Origin of the sequence: Arthrobacter sp. NPDC057259 (genome assembly GCF_042668995.1) — a bacterium.
Classification (GTDB): domain Bacteria; phylum Actinomycetota; class Actinomycetes; order Actinomycetales; family Micrococcaceae; genus Arthrobacter.
Genome location: NZ_JBHUYA010000011.1, coordinates 26044 through 47549, shown reverse-complemented (window position 1 = coordinate 47549; position 21506 = coordinate 26044). Strand labels below are relative to the sequence as shown.

The following is a 21506-nucleotide window of genomic DNA, read 5'->3' as shown; positions in this document are numbered from 1 at the left end:
CGTTTGTTCGCGTCGTGGGAGTTAGAAGACGTCTCGTCAGCCGGCGGCGCGCTGGGAGCGCGCACTCGCGTACAGGCAGACGGTGGCGGCGGTCCCGAGGTTGAGGCTCTCCGCCGACCCGTAGACAGGCACCGCTACCCGATGGCCGGCCAGCGCCAGTTGTTCCTCGGACAGGCCCTGGGCCTCGTTGCCGAACAGCCAGGCGGTGGGGTGGGCCAGGTCGTAGTCCGATCCCGTGTCCGCGCCGCCGAGCCGCCGGGCGGCGCACTCGTCCTGCAGCCGGTCCAGGTTCAGCTGTCCGTAGCCATCCGCTGCGAGGACTCCGATGCCGCGTGCCGTGCAGGCTGCGACGGTCTCGGCGATGTCTGCGCCGAGGACCACAGGGAGGTGGAAGATCGAGCCCGCGGTGGACCGCACCGCCTTGGGGTTGTAAATGTCCACGCTGGAGGAGCTGAGAATGACGGCGTCCGCTCCGGCGGCGTCGGCGGCACGAAGCACAGTACCGGCGTTGCCGGGGTCCCGGACCTCGCACAGGACGGCCAGGAGGCGGGGTCCGGCATCGAGGACGTCGGCCAGTTCGACGTCGAGGAAGCGGCAGACGGCCAGGATGCCCTGCGGGGTGACCGTGTCCGCCATGGCCGCCAGAACCTCATCGGTGGCGAGGAACGCCCGTGTGCCCTCCGCGAGGGTTTCGAGTTCCGGGTGCCGGTCCAGGCAGTCCTCGCTGGCATAGACCTCAAGGACGACGCCGTCCCTGCCGTCGGCGAGCCGCTGCTGGTGCAGGGTCAGGGCCTCGCGGACCGCCTGCGGGCCTTCGGCCAGGAACTCCCGGCGCTTTAAACGCGCCGGGCGCCCGGCAAGCTGCGCCACCTTCCTGACCCGATCGGCTCGGGGATTGGACAGTGGTTCAGCGTGCGGGCGCCCGGTTTCGTTCATATAAGAACCTTAGTTGCTCCGAAGAGCGGTTCCTGAACTGAGCCGCGAGGCCCGGAGCGGAGCTCCGGTATTACTTGGCAGCCTTCTCGGCGGCGGTCTTCTTGGCAGCCGGCTTCTTCGCAGCCTTGGGGGCGGCGGCAGCCTCGGCCTGCACGGCCGGCGCGGAGGTGTCGGCGGGCAGCGAGTCCTTGGCGACCTGGACCAGCGCGGCGAAGGCGGTGGCGTCGGAGACGGCCAGCTCGGCCAGCATGCGGCGGTCAACCTCGACCTCAGCGGCCTTCAGGCCCTGGATCAGGCGGTTGTAGGTCAGGCCGTTGGCGCGGGATGCAGCGTTGATGCGCTGGATCCACAGGCGGCGGAAGTCGCCCTTCTTCTTCTTGCGGTCGCCGTAGCTGTACACGAACGAGTGCAGCAGCTGTTCCTTGGCCTTGCGGTACAGGCGCGAACGCTGACCGCGGTAACCCTTTGCGCGTTCAAGAACAACCCGGCGCTTCTTGTGGGCGTTTACCGCCCTCTTCACACGTGCCACGTGCGTACTCCTTCAAAATCTGATCCCAAGCGTCTACTGCCGGAAATCCCGGCTGGCCTGAGAAGCCTTAGTGGTAGGTGGACCGTTGCCGGCGGCAATCGGTCCGGGTACTTGGAACTTAGATGCCGAGCATCTTCCGGATGACCTTGGCGTCGCCCTTGAAGACGATCTTGTCGCCGGCGAGGCGGCGTGTCAGCCTGGAGGACTTGTGCTCGAGGTAGTGGCGGCGGTTGGCCTGCTGGCGGCGCAGCTTGCCGCTACCGGTCAGCTTGAAGCGCTTCTTAGCACCGCTGTGGGTCTTCATCTTCGGCATGGGAACCGATCTCCTTACGTATCCGCAGAACGGGTCTGCAGTCTTTCGGGCAGCCGCCCCTCGGGGCGGCGTGCTGGTTGACTGCCACCGGACCTTGCGGTCCGGCGGCCGTGAATCAGTTGGTCTTCTTGCTGCCAGGCTTCGGCGCGGCCTTGGGGGCCGCGGGCCGTGCCGCCGGCTTGGGAGCCGCGGGCCGTGCTACCGGCTTGGGCGTGGCAACAGGCTTCGGAGCGGGCTTCGCGGCGGATGCCTCGGCGGCCGGCTTCGCGGCCGGAGCCTTGGGTGCCGCAGCCTTCGGAGCGGGTGCCTTCGGAGCCGCGGCCTTGGGAGCTTCCGCCTTCGGGGCCTCCGTCTTCGGAGCCGCAGCCTTGGGAGCTTCAGCCTTCGGGGCCTCCGCCTTCGCAGCCGCAGCCTTCGGGGTCTCAGCCTTGGGGGCCTCGGCCTTCGGAGCGGCGGCCGGCGCCTCGGCAGCGGGTGCCTCTACGGGTTCCGCAGCCTCGGTCCGAACCTGGTAGCCCTCCGGCAGCAGGTCCGCGAGGGACTGCGTCAGGGGGGCTTCGCCGCCGTTGGTGTTGACCCGCGCCGCCTTGGCCTCATTCTCGGCCTTAGCCTCGGCGCGCTGGGTGGCGCGGCGGGCTTCCGCCTTGGCTTCGGCCTTGTTCTTGAGCGGGCCGACCACCATGACCATGTTGCGGCCGTCGATGCGGGGGCTGGATTCCACCACGCCCACCTCGGCGACGTCCTCGGCGAAACGCTGCAGCAGACGGATGCCCATCTCGGGGCGCTGCTGCTCACGGCCGCGGAACTGGATCATGGCCTTGACCTTGTCGCCGGCGCCGAGGAACCGCAGCGCGTGTCCACGCTTGGTCTCGTAGTCGTGCTTGTCGATCTTGAGGCGGAAACGGATTTCCTTCAGCACCGTGTTGGTCTGATTCTTCCGGGCCTCGCGTGCCTTGACGGCGGCTTCGTACTTGTACTTGCCGAAGTCCATCAGCTTGCACACCGGAGGCTTGGCCTGCGGTGCAACTTCAACGAGATCCAGATCAGCCTCGGCAGCCAGACGCAGGGCATCCTCAATACGGACGACTCCTACCTGTTCACCTGCAGGGCCGACCAACCGCACCTCGGGGACGCGGATACGCTCATTGATTCTTGGCTCGCTAATGTTAAAGCTCCTGTGATCGTGGGGGTACTTCTCCGGCAAAAGAAGAAGGCCTCCCATTGCCGGTAGCAATCGAAGGCCTCGAAGATCGGAACTGCCGCCCTGTGGGGCAACATGCGCTTGTCCGGCACGCAGTGCGTGGGTCAAGCGCCCGACCAGGTACCCGGCAACCTTGACTCCCGAAGGAATTCGCGCGGCTGACGCGGGTGGGAGAGATCTCCGCTTGCAAACTGGACGCCGTCTTCACTGGAATCTGTGCGACTCCGGCAAAATAACGACATCCAGTCGGTCTGTGACAAGCTTACCAGCATGAGTACACCAGAACGTAATTCGCACGTCTTCCAGCCGGCGGGCGAGCAGGCGGACGTCTCCCAGCAGATCCGCGACATTTCCGAGGTCCCCGCGATCGAGGTCATCACCACCGCCGCCGTGCACCTGATGAGTGCCGCCGCCGTGAAGCTCGGCCTCGCCGCCGAGGACAATGCCGAAGAACTCAAGGACCTCGACGAGGCCCGCAAGCTCATCACCGCACTGGCGGGCCTGGTCACCGCGGCGGCACCGGAGATCGGCTCCCAGCACGCCGGACCGTTGCGCGACGGCCTGCGCTCCCTGCAGCTGGCCTTCCGCGAGGAGTCCGTCATTCCGGACGCGCCCGGCAAGGGCCCGGGCGAGAAGTACACCGGCGCGGTCAACTGACCACAAACACACGGCGGTAACGACGACGGCGGGCGGACCAGTGCGGTCCGCCCGCCGTCGTCGTTAAGGCCGGGAGGCACTGGGCCCTCGTCAGACGGCGGCGAGCCGGCGCCTGCGCCGGCGCTGGAGCACCAGACCCACGAGGCAGAGCAGCACCCCGGCCGCGCCGACCGAGACGAAGCCCGCCCCGGCGCCCACGCCGTCGATGAAGAGCCCGGCCAGCGGAGCGCCGAGCGCCACACCGCCGGTCAGGGCCGAGCCGTACCAGCCCATCGCCTCGCCACGTCGTTCCTCGTCAACCAGGTCGGCCACCTTCTCCGAGGCGGCGGAGAGTACCGGGGCGCAGAGCACGCCCGGCAGCAGGGACAGGAACGCCAGGGCCCAGGTGTCGTGGGCGAACGCCATCGGCAGGGTCAGGGCGGACATGCCGAGCAGCAGGAGCACCGGGGAAACGGGCCGGTGCATGGCGCCGTAGACCACGCCGCCGATCACCGAGGCGGCGCACCAGAACAGAAAGACGATGCCGATCTCGGCCTGGTGGCCGCCGGTCTGCAAGGCGGCGACGATGCCGACGTCGGTGCCGCTGAGGACCATGCCGGAGCCGGCGGCGACGGCGAAGACTGCGGCGACCGAGGCAGTGAACCAGGCGAAGTTGTGCCGCACCTTGTGCCGCAGTCCCAGCCGATCCTGACGGCGGTGCTCGGCGGCGGCGAGGGGAGCCAGTTCCGCCGCTGCCTCCTGCAGGTGCGCGGGGGCGGCCGCGACGACGGCGGCCTCGGCGCCCTGCTGCTGATCCGCCTCGAAGGCGGCCTCGGGCTCGGCGTCGGTGGCGACGGACCGCGTGGGCGGGTTCATCCACATCAGGAAGAGCCCGGACAGTGAGGTGGCGACGCCCACGATGCCGAGGCCCAGCACGGAGTAGCCGGCGGTGGCGACGATCGCGCCGGCGGCCGGACCGATCATGAAGACCAGTTCGGTGCTAATGGCGTCCAGGGCGAACGCGGTGCGGCGCTGGTCCCCGGTGGCCAGGATGCCCAGGGACTGCCGGACCACGCTGAAGATCGGCAGGGTCAAGAGGCCGCCGACGAACACCAGCGGCAACAGCAACTGGTAGCTGACGTGCGGGGCGATGGTCCAGATCACCGTCTCCGAGAGGACGGACGGGATCAGTGCCCGGCGCAGGCCCACGGTATCCACCCGGCGGCCGCGCCACGGGGCGCCGACGGCGATGCCGATGGTCATGACGGCGGCGGCGGTCCCGGCCGCGGCGTAGCCCTGGCCCAGGGTGAGGACGATGTGCAGGGTCAGGAGCACGCCCGCGGCCGAGTGCGGGATGCGGGCCACCATCCCGACAATCAGTAGGTTCCTGATGGGCCGCACTGCCAGCAGCTCACGGTAAAGCGCGAAGTTCACGGGACGGCGTTCCTTTGCCTTGCATTTCTCTCGGTGGCGCGGCCCGTGACCGGCACCGCGGGAGAGGCGGGCCGCCGGTCAGGGTGCTGCGCGCTGCAGCTTGATTTCGATCGAGTCAACCCGCTCGGCGAAAGCTTCATTCCGGGCCCAGTCCTCGTTCAGGCCGGCCACCAGGGATTGCACCTCGGCGGCACTGAGCCCGTCTTCAAGGTACAGCACCACGCGCAGTTCCGGCCCGGCACCGCCGCCGGGCAGCTGCGTCCCGTCGGCCTGCGCCGAGGCCACTCCCCCGCCGGGGCGCAGTTCGACCCGGCGCAGCGCCCTTACCCCGGCCGCGGAGGCGGCGACGGCGTCGGCCACCGCCTGGTCCCGGTAGCTGGGGACCCAGCCGTGCTGCTTGGCCAGCGCCCATACGGCCGGGCGGCGCACCACGAACGTGGCGGCCGAGCCGGGGTCCAGGACCAGCAGTTCGGCATGCTCGGCGACGGCGGAGAGCGCGGCGCGGGCGGCGTAGACGGCCACCGGGCGGGCCTCGGGGTGCCAGGCGGTGAGGTTCTCCGCGGAGGTGAAGACCGGCAGGGCGGTGCGGCCGTCCGGCGCCTTGAGGGTCACCAGCGCCATGTCGGCCTGCTTGTCCCCGTGCAGCCCGGTCCCGTGGGCCCCGGCCACGGCGTCGCCCTCCTCCGCGAGGCTGGCGACGATCGGCACGAAGACCCGGGCCGTGGCGAGGGCCGCGACGACACCGGCTTCGTCCCCGGTGCCTGCCGCGAGGGCCGCGACGGCGGCGAGGTAGCCGGCGTCGGCCGCGCCGTCGTCGTCCTCGAAGTTATGGATGGTCGCTCCGTCGCCGGCCAGGCTGCGTCCTGCCCAGGGCTGCCCGGCGGAGTCCGTCGCTCCCCCGGCGCCGGCGAGGGCGGCGGCGATGTGGCCGGGGAGGGCGCGGTGGCCGGGCTGGGGTTCCTGCGGCACTGTTTCCTGCGGCATGAAGGGACCGGCCTAGCGGCGGCCGGCGACGTCGAGTGCCTCGGGCAGGGTGAAGTTGCCGTTGTAGAGCGCCTTGCCAATGATCGCGCCCTCGACCCCGAGCGGGACCAGGGAGCGGAGGACCTTGAGGTCCTCGAGGCTGGAGATGCCGCCGGAGGCGACGACGGGCTTGCCGGTCTTCTCGACCATCTGGCGCAGCAGCTCCACGTTGGGGCCTTGCAGGGTGCCGTCCTTGGTGACGTCGGTGACGACGTAGCGGGCGCAGCCGGCCTCCTCGAGGCGGCCGAGGACCTCCCAGAGGTCGCCGCCCTCCTTGGTCCAGCCGCGGCCGGCCAGGGTGGTGCCGCGCACGTCGAGGCCGACGGCGATCTTGTCGCCGAAGCGTTCGATCACCCGGTCGGTCCACTCCGGGTTCTCCAGCGCGGCGGTGCCGAGGTTGACGCGGCCGACGCCGAGGTCCAGGGCGCGTTCGAGGGATTCGTCGTCGCGCAGGCCACCGGAGAGTTCCACCTTGATGTCCAGCCGGCCGACCACCTCGCGCAACAGCTCCGCGTTCGAACCGCGGCCGAAGGCAGCGTCCAAGTCCACCAGGTGGACCCACTCGGCGCCCTGTTCCTGCCAGTTCAGGGCCGCTTCGAGGGGGGTGCCGTAGCTTGTTTCGCTGCCGGCCTCGCCCTGGACCAGGCGCACGGCCTGGCCATTGACGACGTCGACGGCGGGGAGCAGTTCCAGGATCGGCAGCGGGTTTTCGGTGGTCATCGTGAAGTCCTCACAAGGTAGGTGGCGGGGGCGGCGCGGGGCGTCAGGCGCCGGGCAGGGTCAGCAGGTAGGCGGCCAGCAGGGACATGCCGGCCAGAATGTAGAAGACGATCTGGACCCAGAGCGGGCTTTTCTGCTGGCGGAAGGAGAGCGCTCCGCCCACCAGCAGCCCGGCGAGGCCCATCAGTACCAGGGACCACATTCAGGCGGTCGCTTCCGGGGTTGCCGGGGCTTCCGCAGTGGTGCCTGTGCCGGCGTTGCGGGCGGGGCGCAGGCTCCCGACCCAGTTGCGCAGCAGGCGGGCGCCCGCGTCCCCGGACTTCTCCGGGTGGAACTGAGTGGCGCAGAGCGGGCCGTTCTCCACCGCCGCGATGAACGGGGCGCCGTGTTCGGACCAGGTCACCAGCGGTGCTGCCATCCGCGGCTGGATCACGTCGAAGTCCCAGTGCTGGACGCCGTAGGAGTGCACGAAGTAGAAGCGTTCCTTCTCCACCCCGTCGAACAGCAGCGAGCCCTCCGGCACGTCGACGGTGTTCCAGCCCATGTGCGGGACGACGTCGGCGGGCAGCAGCTCGACCTTGCCTGGCCACTCCCCCATGCCTTCGGCGACCGTGCCGTGCTCCACGCCGGCCTCGAAGAGGACCTGGAGGCCGACGCAGATGGCCAGCACCGGCCGGCCGCCGGCGACGCGGCGGCCGATCATCCGGATGGCATCGACGGCCTTCAGTTCGTTCATGACGGTTTCGAAGGCGCCGACGCCGGGGACCACCAGGCCGTCGGCGTTGAGGACGTCCTCGGGCTTGGAGCTGAGGATGACCTCGGCGCCGGCGCGCTCGAGGGCGCGCACGGCGGAGCGGACGTTGCCGGAGCCGTAGTCCAGGACGGTGACGGTGGGCTTGCCCTCCGGGGAGGCGGGCTTGCGGCCGGCCTCCGGATCGATGATGGCGCCGTCGCGCAGCACCTTCCCGGTCACAGTGCGCCCTTGGTGGAGGGAATGCCCTCGACGCGGGGGTCCGGCTCGACGGCGGCACGGAGCGCCCGGGCGAACGCCTTGAACTGGGCCTCGACGATGTGGTGCGGGTCGCGGCCGGCGGTGACGTTCATGTGCAGGCAGATTCCGGCGTGCAGCGTGATGGCCTCGAAGACGTGGCGGGTCAGCGAGCCGGTGAAGTGGCCGCCGATCAGGTGGTATTCCTGCCCGGCGGGTTCGCCGGCGTGGACCAGGTAGGGACGGCCGGAGACGTCCACGACGGCGTGTGCGAGGGCCTCGTCGAGGGGCACGGTGGCCTCGCCGAAGCGGCGGATCCCGGCCTTGGTGCCCAGTGCGGTCTTGAGGACCTCGCCGAAGGTGATGGCGACATCTTCGACGGTGTGGTGCACGTCGATGTGGGTGTCACCGGTGGCCTTGACGGTCATGTCGATCAGCGAGTGCTTGCTCAGGGCGGTCAGCATGTGGTCGTAGAACGGCACCGAGGTGCTGATGTCCGAGACGCCGGTGCCGTCCAGGTCGATCTCGACCAGGACGGAGGATTCGCTGGTGGTCCGTTCCAGGCGGGCGGTCCGGGCCTGGGCAGCGGCTGATCCGGTGGTGCTCATATGGGTGTCCTTTTGGCTAGGTGGCGGTCGCCCGGCCTGTGACGGCGGCGCGCGGGTCCTGGATCAAGTCTAGGGCCCGGCACGCCCGGGACGCCCGGCGGTCGCAGGGGCGGTCGCGCGGGGCCGGCGGGGCTGACCCGGCGGTGCGGAAGGTGGGGGTGGACGCGGGCTCAGCCGCGGTGGGCGGTGAGGATCCGTTCAAGGGCCTCCAGGAAGGCGGTGGTCTCCGCCTCGGTTCCGGCGGTGACCCGGAGATGGCCGGGGATGCCGACGTCGCGGACCAGAACGCCGGCGTCGAGTAGTTCCTGCCAGACCCGGTGCGGGTCCGTGAGCCCGCCGAAGAAGACGTAGTTCGAGTCCGACGACGCCGGGGTAAGGCCCATTCGGGTCAGCTCGGTGACGATCCGATCGCGCTGCCGCTTGATGTCCTCGACGTCGGCCATCAGTGCCTCGCGGTGCCGGAGGGCGGCGAGTGCGGTGGCCTGGGTGATGGCGGAGAGGTGGTACGGCAGGCGCACCAGGCGCAGCGCGTCGGTGACCTCGGGCGCCGCGGCCATATAGCCGATCCTGGCACCGGCGAGGGCGAAGGCCTTGCTCATGGTGCGGGAGACGATCAGCCGTTCCCGGCCCGGCAGCAGGGTCAGGGCGCTCGGGGTGCCCTCGTGGGCGAACTCGTGGTACGCCTCGTCGACGATGATGATGGCCTGGCTGGCCTCCCCCGCCTCGTAGACGGCTTCGACGACATCAAGGCCAAGGCCCGTGCCGGTGGGGTTGTTGGGCGAGCAGAGGAAGACGATGTTCGGCTGCAGCTCGCGGACCTGCCGGGCGGCGGACTCGGCGGTCAGGCTGTAGCCCTCACCGCGGACGCCGGCGACGTAGCCGGTGTCCGTTCCGGCAGCGAGCAGCGGGTACATGGAGTACGTGGGAGGGAAACCGAGGGCGTTGCGGCCTGGACCGCCGAAGGCCTGGAGAATCTGCTGCAGCACCTCATTGGAACCGTTGGCGGCCCAGATGTTCGTGGCGTCCAGCCCGTGGCCAAGGTATTCGGCCAGCGCCCCGCGGAGTTCGGTGAACTCCCGGTCCGGATAGCGGTTGAGCCCGGCGGCCGCCTCGGTGACGGCCTCCGCGATCGCTGCCCGCACGTCGGCGGGGACGCCATGGGTGTTCTCGTTGACGTTCAGGAGAATCGGAACGTCCAGCTGGGGAGCACCGTAGGGGCGCAGGCCCCGCAGGTTGGTCCGGAGGGGAAGTCGGTTGAGTCGCTCAAGCTGGTCAGTCACGTCCCCAGTTTAAGTGAGAGGACTGTCTGGCCCGAAACCGTGACCAACGAAGGCCCATCCCGCGGCCGGCGAATGGCCATCCCGAGGTCGGCGGACGCTCCGTCCCGGGGGATTCAGCTCAGGGGGTCGGAACGAAGAGCTGCTGGCCGGGCAGGACCGGTGCGGCGTCGAGGTTGTTCAGCTGCACGATCTCGGCGACCACGTCCCGCGGATCCCGTTTCGGGTCGACGGTGCCGGCGATGGTCCACAGGGACTCCCCGGGCTGCACGGTCACGGTGACCGTCGGGGTGGTCGCCAGCGATGCCGGGGAATCGGCGGCCTTCGCCGGCGCGGTCAGGAAGCCTGCCAGGGACAGCAGCAGGGCCGCGAGCAGGATCAGGGGCAGTCCGAAGAAGACGAAGCGTCCCCGCCGGGTCAGCCGCAAGGGAGCCTGGGCCGATGAGTGGGCCCGGCGTACAGCTGACGCGCTCCCGGCGGTCGCGTAAGCGTCGGCCGGGGCCGCGAACGGAGCTACCGCCCCGGAGAAGGCCGTGGCGGTATCCGGCACGAGATACAGTGCCGGCCTTCCGGCGTCGGAAAACTGCGAACCGGCGAAAGCGCTTCTTGCTGACATGAACTGAGCCCTCCTGGACTTGTCGTTGCCGCCCGGCGTACTCCTCGTACCTGCCGCCAACCGGCTGAACCATCATTCGCTTCGAACACAAAGCCGAAACCGGCCGTGGTTCTCCACTCGCAATCTTCGAACACATCTTCGAATCTTGCTGTTCTCTTTTTAGCACCTATGAACGAACTCTGTCGAGACTCGCTAGAACAAATGTTTGAAAAACACCGGCGGCTGACCTATTTTTGAAGCACGGAACCGGTCCCTCGAGGGACCCGCACTCCGCACCTGCAGTCTGAAACCTGTCGAACACCCGCCAGCGGTGATCAAGAGCAGTCAAACGGCAGGCACTGACATTTTTAGGATTCGCAGCAATCGGGCCGCTTCACTCGGTCCGCCGGCCACGGATCCGCACCACGAACGGAAGGCACGGCGACCATGGCAGCACAAGCCACCGGCGGGAGGGCAACCCGGCGCGGCGCCCAGCCTGCCCGGGCGCCCAAGAGCCTCACCGTCCGTCAGAAGAAGATCCTCGAAACCATCCAGCGGTCCGTGACGAACAACGGCTATCCGCCGTCAATGCGCGAGATCGGGGACACGGTGGGGCTGGCCAGCCTCTCCAGTGTGACCCACCAGCTCTCCCAGCTGGAGAAGCTGGGCTACCTGCGCCGGGACCCCAAGCGTCCCCGCGCCATGGAAGTCCTGATGCCGCTGACCCTGGACGAGGGATCCACCCCGATTTCCGGCGTCGAACAGCCCCGCGGGCTGAAGGCCGTCGGCGGACTCGCGGTGTCGGAACTGGCCAGCGCCACGGACACGGCGATGGTCCCGTTTGTGGGCCGGATCGCCGCCGGTGGCCCGATCCTGGCCGACCAGGTGGTGGAGGACGTCCTCCCCCTGCCGCGCCAGCTCGTGGGCCACGGTGAGCTGTTCATGCTCAAGGTCGCGGGTGACTCCATGATCGACGCCGCGATCTGCGACGGGGACTGGGTGGTCGTGCGCCGGCAGAACGACGCCGTCAACGGCGACATCGTGGCCGCCCTCCTCGATGACGAAGCCACGGTCAAGACGTTCCGGCAGCGCGACGGCCACACCTGGCTGCTGCCGCAGAACACCCAGTACGAACCGATCCTGGGCGACCACGCCGTCATCATGGGCAAGGTCGTCTCGGTCCTCCGCTCCCTGTAGCGCGGGCAACGCCGCCGGCCAGGGACCGGCTGAACGCGCTGAACGCCCGGACCTGAGGCCCCCCACCCCGCCCGGACGCCGAGGCCTGAGCGCCGCCAAACCCCGCCAAAACGTCCCTGCCCCGGGGGCCTACGACCCCTGCGCGGCTTCTTTCGCGAGCCGCTCCAGCGACGCCACGGCCACCGCCGGGTCCGTCGTGGCCCAGAACGGCGGCAGCGCGGCCCGGAGGAAGCCGCCGTAACGCTCGGTGGACAGCCGTGAGTCCAGCACCGCCACCACGCCGCGGTCCGACGTCGAACGGATCAGCCGGCCCGCGCCCTGCGCCAGCCGGATCGCCGCGTGCGTGGCCGAGACGCTCATGAAGCCGTTGCCCCCGGCCTGCGCCACGGCCCGGGAGCGGGCCGTCATCAGCGGATCGTCCGGCCGCGGGAACGGGATCCGGTCGATCACCACCAGCCGGCAGGAGTTGCCGGGCACGTCAACGCCCTGCCACAGGGACATGGTGCCGAAGAGGCAGGTGTCCGGTTCGTCCGCGAACTGCTTGACCAGCGCGGTCATGGTGGATTCGCCCTGGCAGAGGATGCTCAGGCCCAGCCGCGGCCGGAGCGCGTCGGCGGCCTCCTCCGCGGCGCGCCGGGAGGAGAAGAGGCAGAGCGCGCCGCCGCCGGAGGCGCGGATCAGCTTCTCGAGCTCGTCCAGGGCCTCGGGCGCGGTCCCCCGGCCCGGTTTGGGCAGGTGCTTGGCGACGTAGAGGATGCCCTGCTTGGGGTATTCGAACGGCGACCCGACGTCGACGCCGGTCCAGCTCGGGGCGCCGGGGCCCACCAGGCCCAGGCCCCCCGCGGCCGGTTCGAAGGCCGAGCCGATGGCGAGGGTGGCCGAGGTCAGCACCACGGTGTGGTCCGCGAACAGGCCCTCCCGCAGCCGCCCGGCCACGCTGAGCGGGGCGATGTTGATCAGCACGGGCGCCGAATCATCCGGCTGCGAGTAGCCCTGCTGCGGGTCGAAGGTGCTCTGCCGCGAGAACCACACCACCTCGCGGTTCTCGCGGGCCGCGAGCAGGCGTTCGCAGAGCTCCAGGATCACCATCAGCCGGGAGCGCGCCAGCTGCCGGCCGCCGTCGGCCGTGGTGGAGCCGTCTCCCTTGGAGTCGGAGAGCGCCGCACGGCAGGCGTCCCGGAGCTGGTCCACGCAGTCGAGCTGTTCGCTGTTCAGGCCATTGGGCATCAGTCCGCCGGGCACCCCCGCAACGGCGAGCTCAAGGTTCGCGGCGGCGTTGTTCAGCGCGTCCACGGTGATGCCGGTGTGCTTGCGGGCGCCCGAGGCGGCGGCGTGGACCATGGCCACGGAGAGCTGGCCGGAGACGGCCCCGGTGACCCGGTCCTGGAGTTCGTGCGCCTCGTCCACGACGACGACGTCGTATTCGGGCAGCACGGCCAGGCCCTCGAAGGCGCTCACGGCCAACATGGCGTGGTTGGTGACCACGACGTCGGCGTCCGCCGCGTCCTGGCGCGCCAGTTCGCTGAAGCATTCGGCGGCCGACGGGCACTTCTGCGCGCCGAGGCATTCCATGGCGGTGACGGACACCTGCCGCCAGGCGCGGTCGGTCACGCCGGGGAGCAGTTCGTCGCGGTCGCCGGTGGCCGTGTCCTCGGCCCATTCCCGGAGGCGGACCACTTCCCGGCCCAGCTGCGAGGAGGGGCCGCCCATGGCGGCGGCGAAGTGCGGGACCGAGGTGTCCTCACCCAGGGAGAAGAGCTGGCCCTCGGCGGGTTCCTCGGACGGGAACCCACCCTCGAGCTTGTGCCGGCACACGTAGTTGGACCGGCCCTTGACCAGGGCGATCTTGACGGGCCGCTTCAGGGCAGGGGTGATGGCCTTGAGCAGTCGCGGCAGGTCCCGGCCGACGATCTGGGTCTGCAGGGCCAGGGTGGCCGTGGAGACCAGGGTGGGCTTGTCGCTGTCCAGCGAGTGGGCGATCAGCGGGATCAGGTACGCCAGGGACTTTCCGGTGCCGGTGCCGGCCTGGACCAGCAGGTGGTCGCCTGTGTCGATGGCGCGGGCCACCTGGCGGGCCATTTCGTGCTGGCCGTCACGGCTCTGCCCGCCCATCGCGGCGACCGCCCGGTCGAGGAGCTCGATCACGAGCTCCTCGCCGGTGGCGCCGCTGGGGGCCGGGCGTGCGTCGCTGTCCGCTTCCGCCACGGCCGGTTCAGTCATTGCGGACGAAGGGATCCAGCTCGGCCGCCAGGCCTTCGCGCACCATGACGACGGCGCGCGTGCCGGTCTCCTCGTGGTCCAGGCTGACGATCTCCGCCTCGGTCTCGTGCAGCTTGCTGAGCACGTCGCCGCGGCTGTACGGGATCATCAGTTCCAGCTTCACGCTGGGCCGCGGGATGCCTTCGCTGACGGCCCGCAGCAGCTCGGGGATGCCCTCGCCGGTGCGGGCGGAGACCACCACGTGGCGCGGTTCGCGCTGCTTCAGGCGCTCCACCACGAACGGGTCCGCGGCGTCGGCCTTGTTCAGGACGATGATCTCGGGCACCTTGCGGGCGTCGACCTCGCTGAAGACGGACCGGACGGCCGCGATCTGGCCCTCGGGGTCCGGGTGCGAGACGTCCACCACGTGCAGGATCAGATCCGAGTCGGCGACCTCCTCCAGGGTGGACCGGAACGCCTCCACCAGCTGCGTGGGCAGCGAGCGGACGAAGCCCACGGTGTCGGCCAGGGTGTAACCCAGGCCGTCGGAGGTCTCGGCCTTGCGCACGGTGGGGTCCAGGGTGGCGAACAGGGCGTTCTCCACCAGCACGCCGGCGTCGGTCAGCCGGTTCAGCAGCGAGGACTTCCCGGCGTTGGTGTAGCCGGCGATCGCGACGGACGGGACGGCGTTACGACGGCGGTTGGCCCGCTTGGTCTCACGCGCCGGCTTCATGGCCGCGATTTCGCGGCGCAGCTTGGCCATCCGGGTGCGGATCCGCCGACGGTCCAGTTCGATCTTCGTCTCACCGGGGCCACGGGAGCCCATGCCGGCGCCGGCGCCGCCCACCTGGCCACCGGCCTGGCGGGACATCGACTCGCCCCAGCCGCGGAGGCGGGGAAGCAGGTACTCGAGCTGGGCCAGTTCCACCTGGGCCTTGCCCTCGCGGCTCTTGGCGTGCTGGGCGAAGATGTCCAGGATCAGCGCGGTCCGGTCGATCACCTTGACCTTGACGATGTCCTCGAGCGCACGCCGCTGGGAGGGCGCCAGTTCGGCGTCGACCACCACGGTGTCCGCACCGGTGGACATCACGATGTCCTTGAGCTCCTGGGCCTTGCCCGAGCCCAGGAAGGTTCCCGGGTCCGGCTTTGCCCGGCGCTGGACCAGCCCGTCCAGCACCTCGGAGCCGGCCGTCTCGGCCAGCGCGGCGAGTTCGCGGAGGGAGTTCTCGGCGTCGGCCAGGGTGCCCTCGGACCAGAGGCCGGCCAGCACCACGCGCTCCAGCCGGAGCTGCCGGTATTCGACCTCGGTGACGTCTTCGAGTTCGGTGGAGAGCCCGGCGGTGCGGCGCAGGGCGCGGCGCTCTTCGAGGTCCTGCTGGTCGCCGTCGTAGCTGCCGTGCTCGGTGGCCAGGCCGGAGATGGCCTGGGCCCGGCCCAGGACCGCGCGGGGTTCGGCGGTGTCCGCGTCGGCGGCGCCGGTGTCCCGGGCGGGGGAATCCTTGGAAAGAATCCGGTCGATCACAGCCTGGATCTCGGCAGGACTCATGTCCTGGGCTGCTGAATCGGGTCCGGTGTTGGGCTGACTGGTCATGGTCTCCTTTGAAGGGTCTGCCATTTCAGAATAATGCTGATCGGTGCGGTGCGCTGCGGAATTCGCGCTGGGCTGACGATGTGGGGTCATCCGTGCCTCCTGGCTGTCCTGCGGCGGCGGTGCCGCGGACGGGCGGGCTCCTCGGCGGAGCGGCGGGTGGGGTCCGTGGGTCCTGGAAAGGTTTCCTCACGGGCGGTGCTGCACGCCGGTCGGTTCCGCGGGTGACGGCGGGGCCGTGCGGTGGGATCTTCGAGGCGTGGAGTTTCCGGCGTTGCTGGAATGAGTGCCGGAACAGGCCGCGGGTCGCCGCGGCCGGAGGGGTCCAGCGGAGGGCGGGGCCTGCGTCGCTGGAGGGCGGATCACCCGTTGAGGCGGGCGCCTGTGCCGGTTGCCTGGTGGCCGGCTATTCGAAGATCAGGAACATGCCTCCAAGTTTACCAGAGCGCACCTTTCCGGTTTCCCAAGCCCGCGGACGGCCAACTACTCTGGCACGTTATGGAGTCTGCACACTATTTCAGCGCCCAGCCGGCCGGGCCGTTCACCCGCAAGCCCCTCGCCGTGGAACTGGCCGGCACGCCGCGACAGCTGCAGACCTCCAGCGGAATCTTCAGTCCCGACGGCGTCGACAAGGGCACCGCGGTGCTGCTGGCGGATGTCCCGGCCCCGGCCCCGCAGGGGAACCTGCTGGACATCGGCTGCGGCTGGGGTCCGATCGCGCTGACGATGGCGCTGAAGGCCCCGCACGCCCACGTCTACGCCGTGGACGTCAACGAGCGCTGCGTGGCTCTGACCAACGAAAACGCGGCACTGCTGGGCCTGGAGAACGTCACGGCCAGCACCCCCGGCGAGGTGGACCCGGAGCTGCGCTTCGACACCATCTGGTCCAACCCGCCCATCCGGATCGGTAAGGACGAGCTGCATTCCCTGCTGCTGCTCTGGCTGCCGCGGCTGGCGCCGGGCGGGTCGGCGTGGCTGGTGGTGCAGAAGAACCTCGGCTCGGATTCGCTGCAGCGCTGGCTGGGCACGGAGCTCGACAGCAGCTTCACGGTGACCCGGGAGAGCACCTCGAAGTCGTTCCGGATCCTTCGGGTCAGGAAAGCGTCCCGCTAGCGACGATCACGGCCGGGCCGCTGAGCTCGACGTGCTCGTGGCCGTCGGGGGCGACGAAGAACTTCACGCCGACGACGCCGCCGGGCACCGTGACGTTCCAGGCGTCCGGCGCGCCCTGACCGGCCCAGTGCCGGATCGCGACGGCGGCCGCGCACGCGCCGGTGCCGCAGGAGAGGGTCTCGCCCACGCCGCGTTCGTGGACGCGCATGCTGATGGCGCCGATGCCGTCGTGGACCAGCGGCTCGGCGGGGACGACGAACTCGACGTTGGTTCCGTGTGGCGGCTCCGGGTCGACGCGCGGTGCGGTGAACAGTTCGGTGGCGTCCAGTTCTGCCTGCTCGGCGAGGGCGACGACGGTGTGCGGGTTGCCCATGCTGACCGAGAGGGCCGGGCGGGCAACGTCGAGGCCGTGGGCGCTGACGAGGGAGTCCATGGCCCGGGCCGTGGCTTCGCCGGGGAAGATGAATTCCCAGGGACCCATGTCCACGGAGTAGCCGGAGGCGGTGCGGACGACGGTCTTGATACCGGCGCGGGTGCCGATCACGAGGGATTCCCCGGCGGGCAGGTCCACGAGGCCCTGCTGGACCAGGAAGTGGACGAAGACCCGGACGCCGTTGCCGCACATTTCGGAGAGCGATCCGTCACCGTTGCGGTAGTCCATGAACCACTCCGCCTCCGGGTGCTGCGCGAGCAGCTCGGCGCCCTCGGGCAGGAACCGGGAGGGGACGGCGCGGATCAGCCCGTCGCCGCCGATGCCGCGGTGCCGGTCACAGAGGGCCGCGACCTGCTCGGCGGTCACTTCCAGGGCCCCGTGCGGGTCCGCGATCAGGACGAAGTCGTTGCCGGTGCCATGGCCCTTGGAGAAGGCGAGCCCGGCCAGTGCTGTGGTGTCGGCGGCGTGGGCCGTCGAGGCGGCGGTTCCGGCGAGAGTGTCATCCATGGTCCAAGGCTACCGGGCCGCCTCCCGCCGGGACCAACGCCAGCTGCGTTGCCTTCGCCACGAGGTCCGGGGCCTGCCAGTCGAGCCAGGCGATCCGCGGGTCGGCGCGGAACCAGGTGAGCTGGCGGCGGGCAAACTTCCGGGTGGCGGCGATGGTGTCCTCGGCGGCGTGCGCGATGTCGGATTCGCCGTCGAGAACCTTGAGGAACTGGGCGTAGCCGAGGGCGCGGGAGGCGGTCTTTCCGCGGCGCAGGCCCTCGGCGTCCAGCCGGCGCACCTCCTCGAGCAGGCCGCGGTCCACCATGGCGTGCACGCGGGCGGCGAGGCGCTCGCGCAGCTGCTCCCGGTCCACCTGGAGGCCGATTTGGACGGCCGGGCGGTGGTAGGTGCGGTCCGGCATGAAGGAGCTGAAGGGCCGGCCGGTCAGTTCGTACACCTCGAGGGCACGGATGACCCGCCGGGCGTCGCCCAGGCGCCCGGCCGAGACCGGGTCCACCTGCTCCAGCCGGGCCCGGAGCGGGGCCAGGCCTTTCGCCGCCTCCTCGGCCTCGAGACGGGCCCGGACGGCCGGGTCGGTGCCGGGGAAGTCCAGGACGTCCAGGGCGGCCCGGACGTAGAGCCCGGACCCGCCGGCGAGGATGGCGCGTTTCCCGCGGGCGTGGATGCCGTCGATGGCCTCCCGGGCCTGCCGCTGGAAGTCCGAGACGCTGGCTTCCTCGGTGACGTCCATGATGTCGAGCAGGTGGTGCGGGACGCCTCGCCGCTCGGCGTCGGTGATCTTGGCGGTACCGATGTCCATGCCGCGGTAGAACTGCATGGCGTCCGCGTTGACCACCTCGCCGTCAAGCGCCAGCGCGAGGGCGACGGCCAGATCGGATTTCCCCGAGCCGGTGGGGCCGACGACGGCGATCACCGGCGGCGGCGCGGCGGACAGTTCGGCTCCGGTCACGGCGTCAGCGGCCGCGCACGGGCAGCGCGGGCATGCCGAGGGACACCCCGGCCTTGCCGCCGCCCGCCGCGGCGGGGGCGGGTGCACCGCATGAGTCGGCCTGGGACCGGTCCCAGGCGTCGCCGGCGCGGGAGCGGCGCAGCTGGTAGTCCTCAAGCGACGCGGGGTCGGCGATGAGGTGGAAGGATGCGGCCCCGGTGACGGTCACGGTGACGAGGTCGCCGGGGCGGGGGGTTTCGGCGCCGTCCGGCACGGAGAAGTGCACCAGGCGCTGGTCCTGGGCGCGGCCCGAGAGCCGGTGGGTCTCCCCCGCCTTCCGGCCCTGCTGGGCGGTGACCATGACCTCGACCCGGCGGCCCACCTGGCGGGCGTTTTCCTCGGCGGCGATCCTGTCCTGCAGGGCGGTGAGCCGTTCGAAGCGTTCCTGGACCACGGCCTTGGGCAGCTGTTCGGGCAGGTCGGCGGCCGGGGTGCCGGGCCGCTTGGAGTACTGGAAGGTAAAGGCGGTGGCGAAGCGGGAGCGTTCCACGACGTCCAGGGTGGCCTGGAAGTCTTCCTCGGTCTCCCCGGGGAAGCCGACGATGATGTCGGTGGAGATCGCGGCGTGCGGGATCTTGTCCCGGACCTTGTCGAGAATGCCCAGGAACTTCGTGGAGCGGTAGGAGCGCTTCATGTCCTTGAGTACCTTGTCCGAGCCGGACTGCAGCGGCATGTGCAGCTGCGGCATGACGTTGGGGGTCTCCGCCATCGCCTCGATGACGTCGTCGGTAAAGGCGGCGGGGTGCGGGCTGGTGAACCGGACCCGCTCCAGTCCGGGGATCTCCCCGCAGGCGCGCAGCAGCTTGGAGAAGGCCTGGCGGTCGCCGAATTCGACGCCGTAGGAGTTCACGTTCTGGCCCAGCAGGGTGACCTCGATGGCGCCGTCGTCCACGAGGGCCTGGATTTCGGCGAGGATGTCGCCGGGGCGGCGGTCCTTTTCCTTGCCGCGCAGGGCCGGGACGATGCAGAAGGTGCAGGTGTTGTTGCAGCCGACGGAGATGGAGACCCAGCCGGCGTACACCGAGTCGCGCTTGGTGGGCAGCGTGGAGGGGAAGACGTCGAGGGATTCGAGGATTTCCAGCTGTGCCTCGTCGTTGTGGCGGGCCCGGTCCAGCAGGGCCGGCAGCGCGCCGACATTGTGGGTGCCGAACACCGCATCGACCCACGGCGCTTTCTTGAGGATGGTCTCGCGGTCCTTTTGTGCCAGGCAGCCGCCGACGGCGATCTGCATGCCCGGGTTCGCATCCTTGACCGGGCGAAGGATGCCAAGGTTGCCGTAGAGCTTGTTGTCCGCGTTCTCCCGCACGGCGCAGGTGTTGAAGACCACGACGTCGGCCAGTTCCCCCTCGGAGCGGACGTAGCCGGCGGCCTCCAGCAGGCCAGACATACGCTCGGAGTCGTGCACGTTCATCTGGCACCCGAAGGTGCGCACCTGGTACGTGCGGGCGGGCGCGGACGCCGCCGCATCCGACGCCGAGGAATCGGCGTGCGTCGAGGGGCTGTCGGCTGGGGAGGGAATGGTCAAACTCACCCGTTAAGGGTACCGGCTCCGCCCGGGGCGCGGACTACGCGGGCGGAGCGAGGGTGAGGATCTCGGCCCCGTCCTCCGTGATGGCGATGGTGTGTTCGCTGTGGGCGGTCCGGCAGCCGGTGGCGCTGCGGAGTGTCCAGCCGTCGGCGTCGGTGACCAGGGTGGCCGTGTCCTCCATGACCCAGGGCTCCAGCGCGAGCAGCAGGCCCGGCCGGAGCGTGAAACCGCGGCCGGGTCGGCCGGTGTTGGGCACATGCGGGTCCTGGTGCATGGTGGAGCCGATGCCGTGGCCGCCGAATTCGGTGTTGACCGGGTAGCCTGCCGCGGTGAGGACGTCGCCGATGGCGGCAGAGAGGTCACCGATCCGGGCGCCCGGCTTCGCCGCCGCGATGCCGGCGGCCAGGGCGCGTTCGGTGGTCTCGATCATCGCGACGCTCGCGGCGGGACGCGTGTCGCCGACGAGGAAGCTGATGGCAGAGTCAGCGGCGATGCCGTTCCTGGAGACGGCGAGGTCCAGGGTGAGCAGGTCGCCGTCGGCCAGGCGGTAGTCGTGGGGCAATCCGTGCAGGACGGCGTCGTTCACGGCCGTGCAGATGTAGTGGCCGAACGGTCCGCGGCCGAAGGAGGGCGCGTAGTCGACGTAGCAGGATTCGGCGCCGGCAGCGGCGATGAGGTCCTTGGTCCAACGATCAATGTCCAGCAGGTTGGTGCCGACGGTGGTGCGGCTCTTGACGGTCTGCAGGATGCCTGCGACGAGGGCACCGGACCCGCGGGCCCGGTCCAGTTCGGCGGCGTTGAGAATCTCGATCATCCAATAACTATACCGGCCATATTATCCCGGTACACTAGTTCCCATGGTCAGACTCCCGCTCTCCCCGGACGAGGTCCGCCGCGGCCAGCGCCTGGGCACGCTGCTACGCGAGGCCCGCGGCGACCGGTCGATGCTGGACGTGGCCCTGGCCGCCGGGGTCTCCCCCGAGACCCTGCGCAAGATCGAGACCGGCCGGATCGCCACCCCGGCGTTTCCGACGATCGCTGCGTTGGCCGAGGCTCTCGGGCTGTCCCTGGACCGGCTGTGGGAGGGCGTCAGGGATGCCGATGACGAGACACGACGAGTGGCGTCCTAGGGCCGGACTAATCCAGGGCCAAGCTCAGTCATCCAAGGGCGGCACGTCGCCCGCGCCGCCGTCCTGCAGCGATGCGTCGATGACCTCGTTGACGATCCGGAAGGCCTGTCCCGGCTGGTAGCCCTTCCGGGCGAGCATGGATGCCAGACGCCGGACGGCCTTGTCCCGTTCCGCCCGGTCCTCGAGGCCGCGCAGGGACCGCAGCTTCCGCTCCACCAGTTGCCGGGCGGCCGCGTCTTCCTGCTCGTCGGTCACCTGGGCGAGCGCCTCGGCCGCCGCGTCCTCCGCGACGCCCTTCTCGGCCAGTTCCCGGCGCAGGGCTCCCCTGGCGAGCTTCCGGTTTTCCGAGCGGCTCCTGACCCACATCCGGGCGAATTCCGCGTCGTCCACCAGCCGGACCGCCTCGAAGCGGTCCAGCACGGCCTCGGCCACATCCTCGGGAATGTTCCGCTCGGCGAGTTTGCGCTCGAGCTGGTGCCGGCTCTTGGCGGAGCCGGTCAGCTGGCGCAGGATGATGGTGCGGGCCACCGACGCGGGGTCCGCGTCGGCGTCCAGCTCCGGCG

Annotated in this window: 23 protein-coding genes; 4 read left to right on the top strand and 19 right to left on the bottom strand. The window is 70.3% G+C overall.

What is annotated here, in order from left to right; all coding sequences use genetic code 11:
* Positions 1-36: 36 nt before the first annotated feature.
* From ACFUCU_RS15940 to infC, 4 genes are all read right to left on the bottom strand, one after another.
* Positions 37-936: a TrmH family RNA methyltransferase gene (locus tag ACFUCU_RS15940; RefSeq protein ID WP_377973432.1), complete on the bottom strand. Its 900-nt coding sequence runs from the start codon at positions 934-936 to the stop codon at positions 37-39.
* Between the two features lie 70 nt (positions 937-1006).
* Complete coding sequence (rplT, locus tag ACFUCU_RS15935; RefSeq protein ID WP_290258288.1) at positions 1007-1465, bottom strand: 50S ribosomal protein L20; 459 nt, start codon at positions 1463-1465, stop codon at positions 1007-1009.
* Positions 1466-1583: 118 nt separating this feature from the next.
* Positions 1584-1778, bottom strand: a complete 195-nt coding sequence (gene rpmI / locus ACFUCU_RS15930; RefSeq protein ID WP_009358635.1) for a 50S ribosomal protein L35 — start codon at positions 1776-1778, stop codon at positions 1584-1586.
* Positions 1779-1893: 115 nt separating this feature from the next.
* Positions 1894-3000, bottom strand: coding sequence for a translation initiation factor IF-3 (gene infC, locus ACFUCU_RS15925; RefSeq protein ID WP_377973431.1), 1107 nt, complete (start codon positions 2998-3000; stop codon positions 1894-1896).
* A 249-nt stretch (positions 3001-3249) separates the two neighbouring features.
* Between infC and ACFUCU_RS15920 the strand changes: the two genes are divergently transcribed.
* On the top strand, positions 3250-3636 hold the full coding sequence (locus ACFUCU_RS15920; RefSeq protein ID WP_290258291.1) for a DUF1844 domain-containing protein: 387 nt from the start codon (positions 3250-3252) through the stop codon (positions 3634-3636).
* Between the two features lie 90 nt (positions 3637-3726).
* Here the strand turns inward: ACFUCU_RS15920 and ACFUCU_RS15915 are convergent, their stop codons facing one another.
* The 8 genes from ACFUCU_RS15915 to ACFUCU_RS15880 form a co-directional block, all read right to left on the bottom strand.
* A complete protein-coding gene (locus ACFUCU_RS15915) occupies positions 3727-5049 on the bottom strand; it encodes an MFS transporter (protein ID WP_377973430.1) in 1323 nt (440 codons plus the stop codon).
* Positions 5050-5127: 78 nt separating this feature from the next.
* Complete coding sequence (locus ACFUCU_RS15910; RefSeq protein WP_377973429.1) at positions 5128-6033, bottom strand: SseB family protein; 906 nt, start codon at positions 6031-6033, stop codon at positions 5128-5130.
* 12 nt (positions 6034-6045) lie between these two features.
* Complete coding sequence (priA, locus tag ACFUCU_RS15905; protein ID WP_290258294.1) at positions 6046-6792, bottom strand: bifunctional 1-(5-phosphoribosyl)-5-((5-phosphoribosylamino)methylideneamino)imidazole-4-carboxamide isomerase/phosphoribosylanthranilate isomerase PriA; 747 nt, start codon at positions 6790-6792, stop codon at positions 6046-6048.
* 43 nt (positions 6793-6835) lie between these two features.
* Positions 6836-6994: a hypothetical protein gene (locus ACFUCU_RS15900; RefSeq protein WP_290258295.1), complete on the bottom strand. Its 159-nt coding sequence runs from the start codon at positions 6992-6994 to the stop codon at positions 6836-6838.
* Positions 6995-7765 (bottom strand): imidazole glycerol phosphate synthase subunit HisH, encoded by a 771-nt coding sequence (gene hisH / locus ACFUCU_RS15895; RefSeq protein WP_377973428.1) that lies wholly within the window; start codon positions 7763-7765, stop codon positions 6995-6997.
* Complete coding sequence (gene hisB, locus ACFUCU_RS15890; RefSeq protein ID WP_377973427.1) at positions 7762-8388, bottom strand: imidazoleglycerol-phosphate dehydratase HisB; 627 nt, start codon at positions 8386-8388, stop codon at positions 7762-7764. The genes hisH and hisB overlap by 4 nt, the downstream gene beginning before the upstream one ends.
* A gap of 170 nt (positions 8389-8558) precedes the next feature.
* Positions 8559-9668, bottom strand: coding sequence for a histidinol-phosphate transaminase (locus ACFUCU_RS15885; protein ID WP_377973426.1), 1110 nt, complete (start codon positions 9666-9668; stop codon positions 8559-8561).
* A 118-nt stretch (positions 9669-9786) separates the two neighbouring features.
* Positions 9787-10092, bottom strand: a complete 306-nt coding sequence (locus tag ACFUCU_RS15880) for a LysM peptidoglycan-binding domain-containing protein (protein ID WP_290258573.1) — start codon at positions 10090-10092, stop codon at positions 9787-9789.
* A gap of 615 nt (positions 10093-10707) precedes the next feature.
* Between ACFUCU_RS15880 and lexA the strand changes: the two genes are divergently transcribed.
* A complete protein-coding gene (gene lexA, locus ACFUCU_RS15875; protein WP_377973425.1) occupies positions 10708-11457 on the top strand; it encodes a transcriptional repressor LexA in 750 nt (249 codons plus the stop codon).
* A 129-nt stretch (positions 11458-11586) separates the two neighbouring features.
* On the opposite strand, the gene ACFUCU_RS15870 is transcribed toward lexA, so the two are convergent.
* Together ACFUCU_RS15870 and hflX are read right to left on the bottom strand one after the other, a co-directional pair.
* Positions 11587-13677 carry an ATP-dependent DNA helicase gene (locus ACFUCU_RS15870; RefSeq protein WP_377973424.1) on the bottom strand — a complete coding sequence of 697 codons (2091 nt, stop codon included), beginning with the start codon at positions 13675-13677 and terminating at the stop codon, positions 11587-11589.
* Positions 13670-15247 carry a GTPase HflX gene (gene hflX / locus ACFUCU_RS15865; RefSeq protein ID WP_364137230.1) on the bottom strand — a complete coding sequence of 526 codons (1578 nt, stop codon included), beginning with the start codon at positions 15245-15247 and terminating at the stop codon, positions 13670-13672. The genes ACFUCU_RS15870 and hflX overlap by 8 nt, the downstream gene beginning before the upstream one ends.
* 495 nt (positions 15248-15742) lie before the next feature.
* Here hflX and ACFUCU_RS15860 point away from each other — a divergent pair, with 495 nt between their 5' ends.
* Entirely contained in the window at positions 15743-16357 is a 615-nt protein-coding gene (locus ACFUCU_RS15860) for a class I SAM-dependent methyltransferase (protein ID WP_377973423.1), read from the top strand.
* Here ACFUCU_RS15860 and dapF read toward each other — a convergent pair.
* From dapF to map, 4 genes are read right to left on the bottom strand one after another with little or no spacing between them, the layout of a single operon-like run.
* The gene (gene dapF, locus ACFUCU_RS15855) at positions 16338-17297 is read right to left on the bottom strand and encodes a diaminopimelate epimerase (RefSeq protein WP_377973422.1); all 960 of its coding nucleotides are present in this window, start codon (positions 17295-17297) and stop codon (positions 16338-16340) included. The genes ACFUCU_RS15860 and dapF overlap by 20 nt on opposite strands.
* Positions 17290-18246, bottom strand: a complete 957-nt coding sequence (gene miaA / locus ACFUCU_RS15850) for a tRNA (adenosine(37)-N6)-dimethylallyltransferase MiaA (protein WP_377973421.1) — start codon at positions 18244-18246, stop codon at positions 17290-17292. Before miaA ends, dapF begins: the two co-directional genes overlap by 8 nt.
* 4 nt (positions 18247-18250) lie before the next feature.
* Positions 18251-19816, bottom strand: a complete 1566-nt coding sequence (gene miaB / locus ACFUCU_RS15845; protein ID WP_377973420.1) for a tRNA (N6-isopentenyl adenosine(37)-C2)-methylthiotransferase MiaB — start codon at positions 19814-19816, stop codon at positions 18251-18253.
* Positions 19817-19850: 34 nt separating this feature from the next.
* Complete coding sequence (gene map, locus ACFUCU_RS15840; RefSeq protein ID WP_377973419.1) at positions 19851-20627, bottom strand: type I methionyl aminopeptidase; 777 nt, start codon at positions 20625-20627, stop codon at positions 19851-19853.
* A 43-nt stretch (positions 20628-20670) separates the two neighbouring features.
* Between map and ACFUCU_RS15835 the strand changes: the two genes are divergently transcribed.
* Complete coding sequence (locus ACFUCU_RS15835; RefSeq protein WP_290258307.1) at positions 20671-20943, top strand: helix-turn-helix domain-containing protein; 273 nt, start codon at positions 20671-20673, stop codon at positions 20941-20943.
* 24 nt (positions 20944-20967) lie between these two features.
* On the opposite strand, the gene ACFUCU_RS15830 is transcribed toward ACFUCU_RS15835, so the two are convergent.
* A complete protein-coding gene (locus tag ACFUCU_RS15830; RefSeq protein WP_290258308.1) occupies positions 20968-21471 on the bottom strand; it encodes a regulatory protein RecX in 504 nt (167 codons plus the stop codon).
* Between the last annotated feature and the right edge of the window lie 35 nt (positions 21472-21506).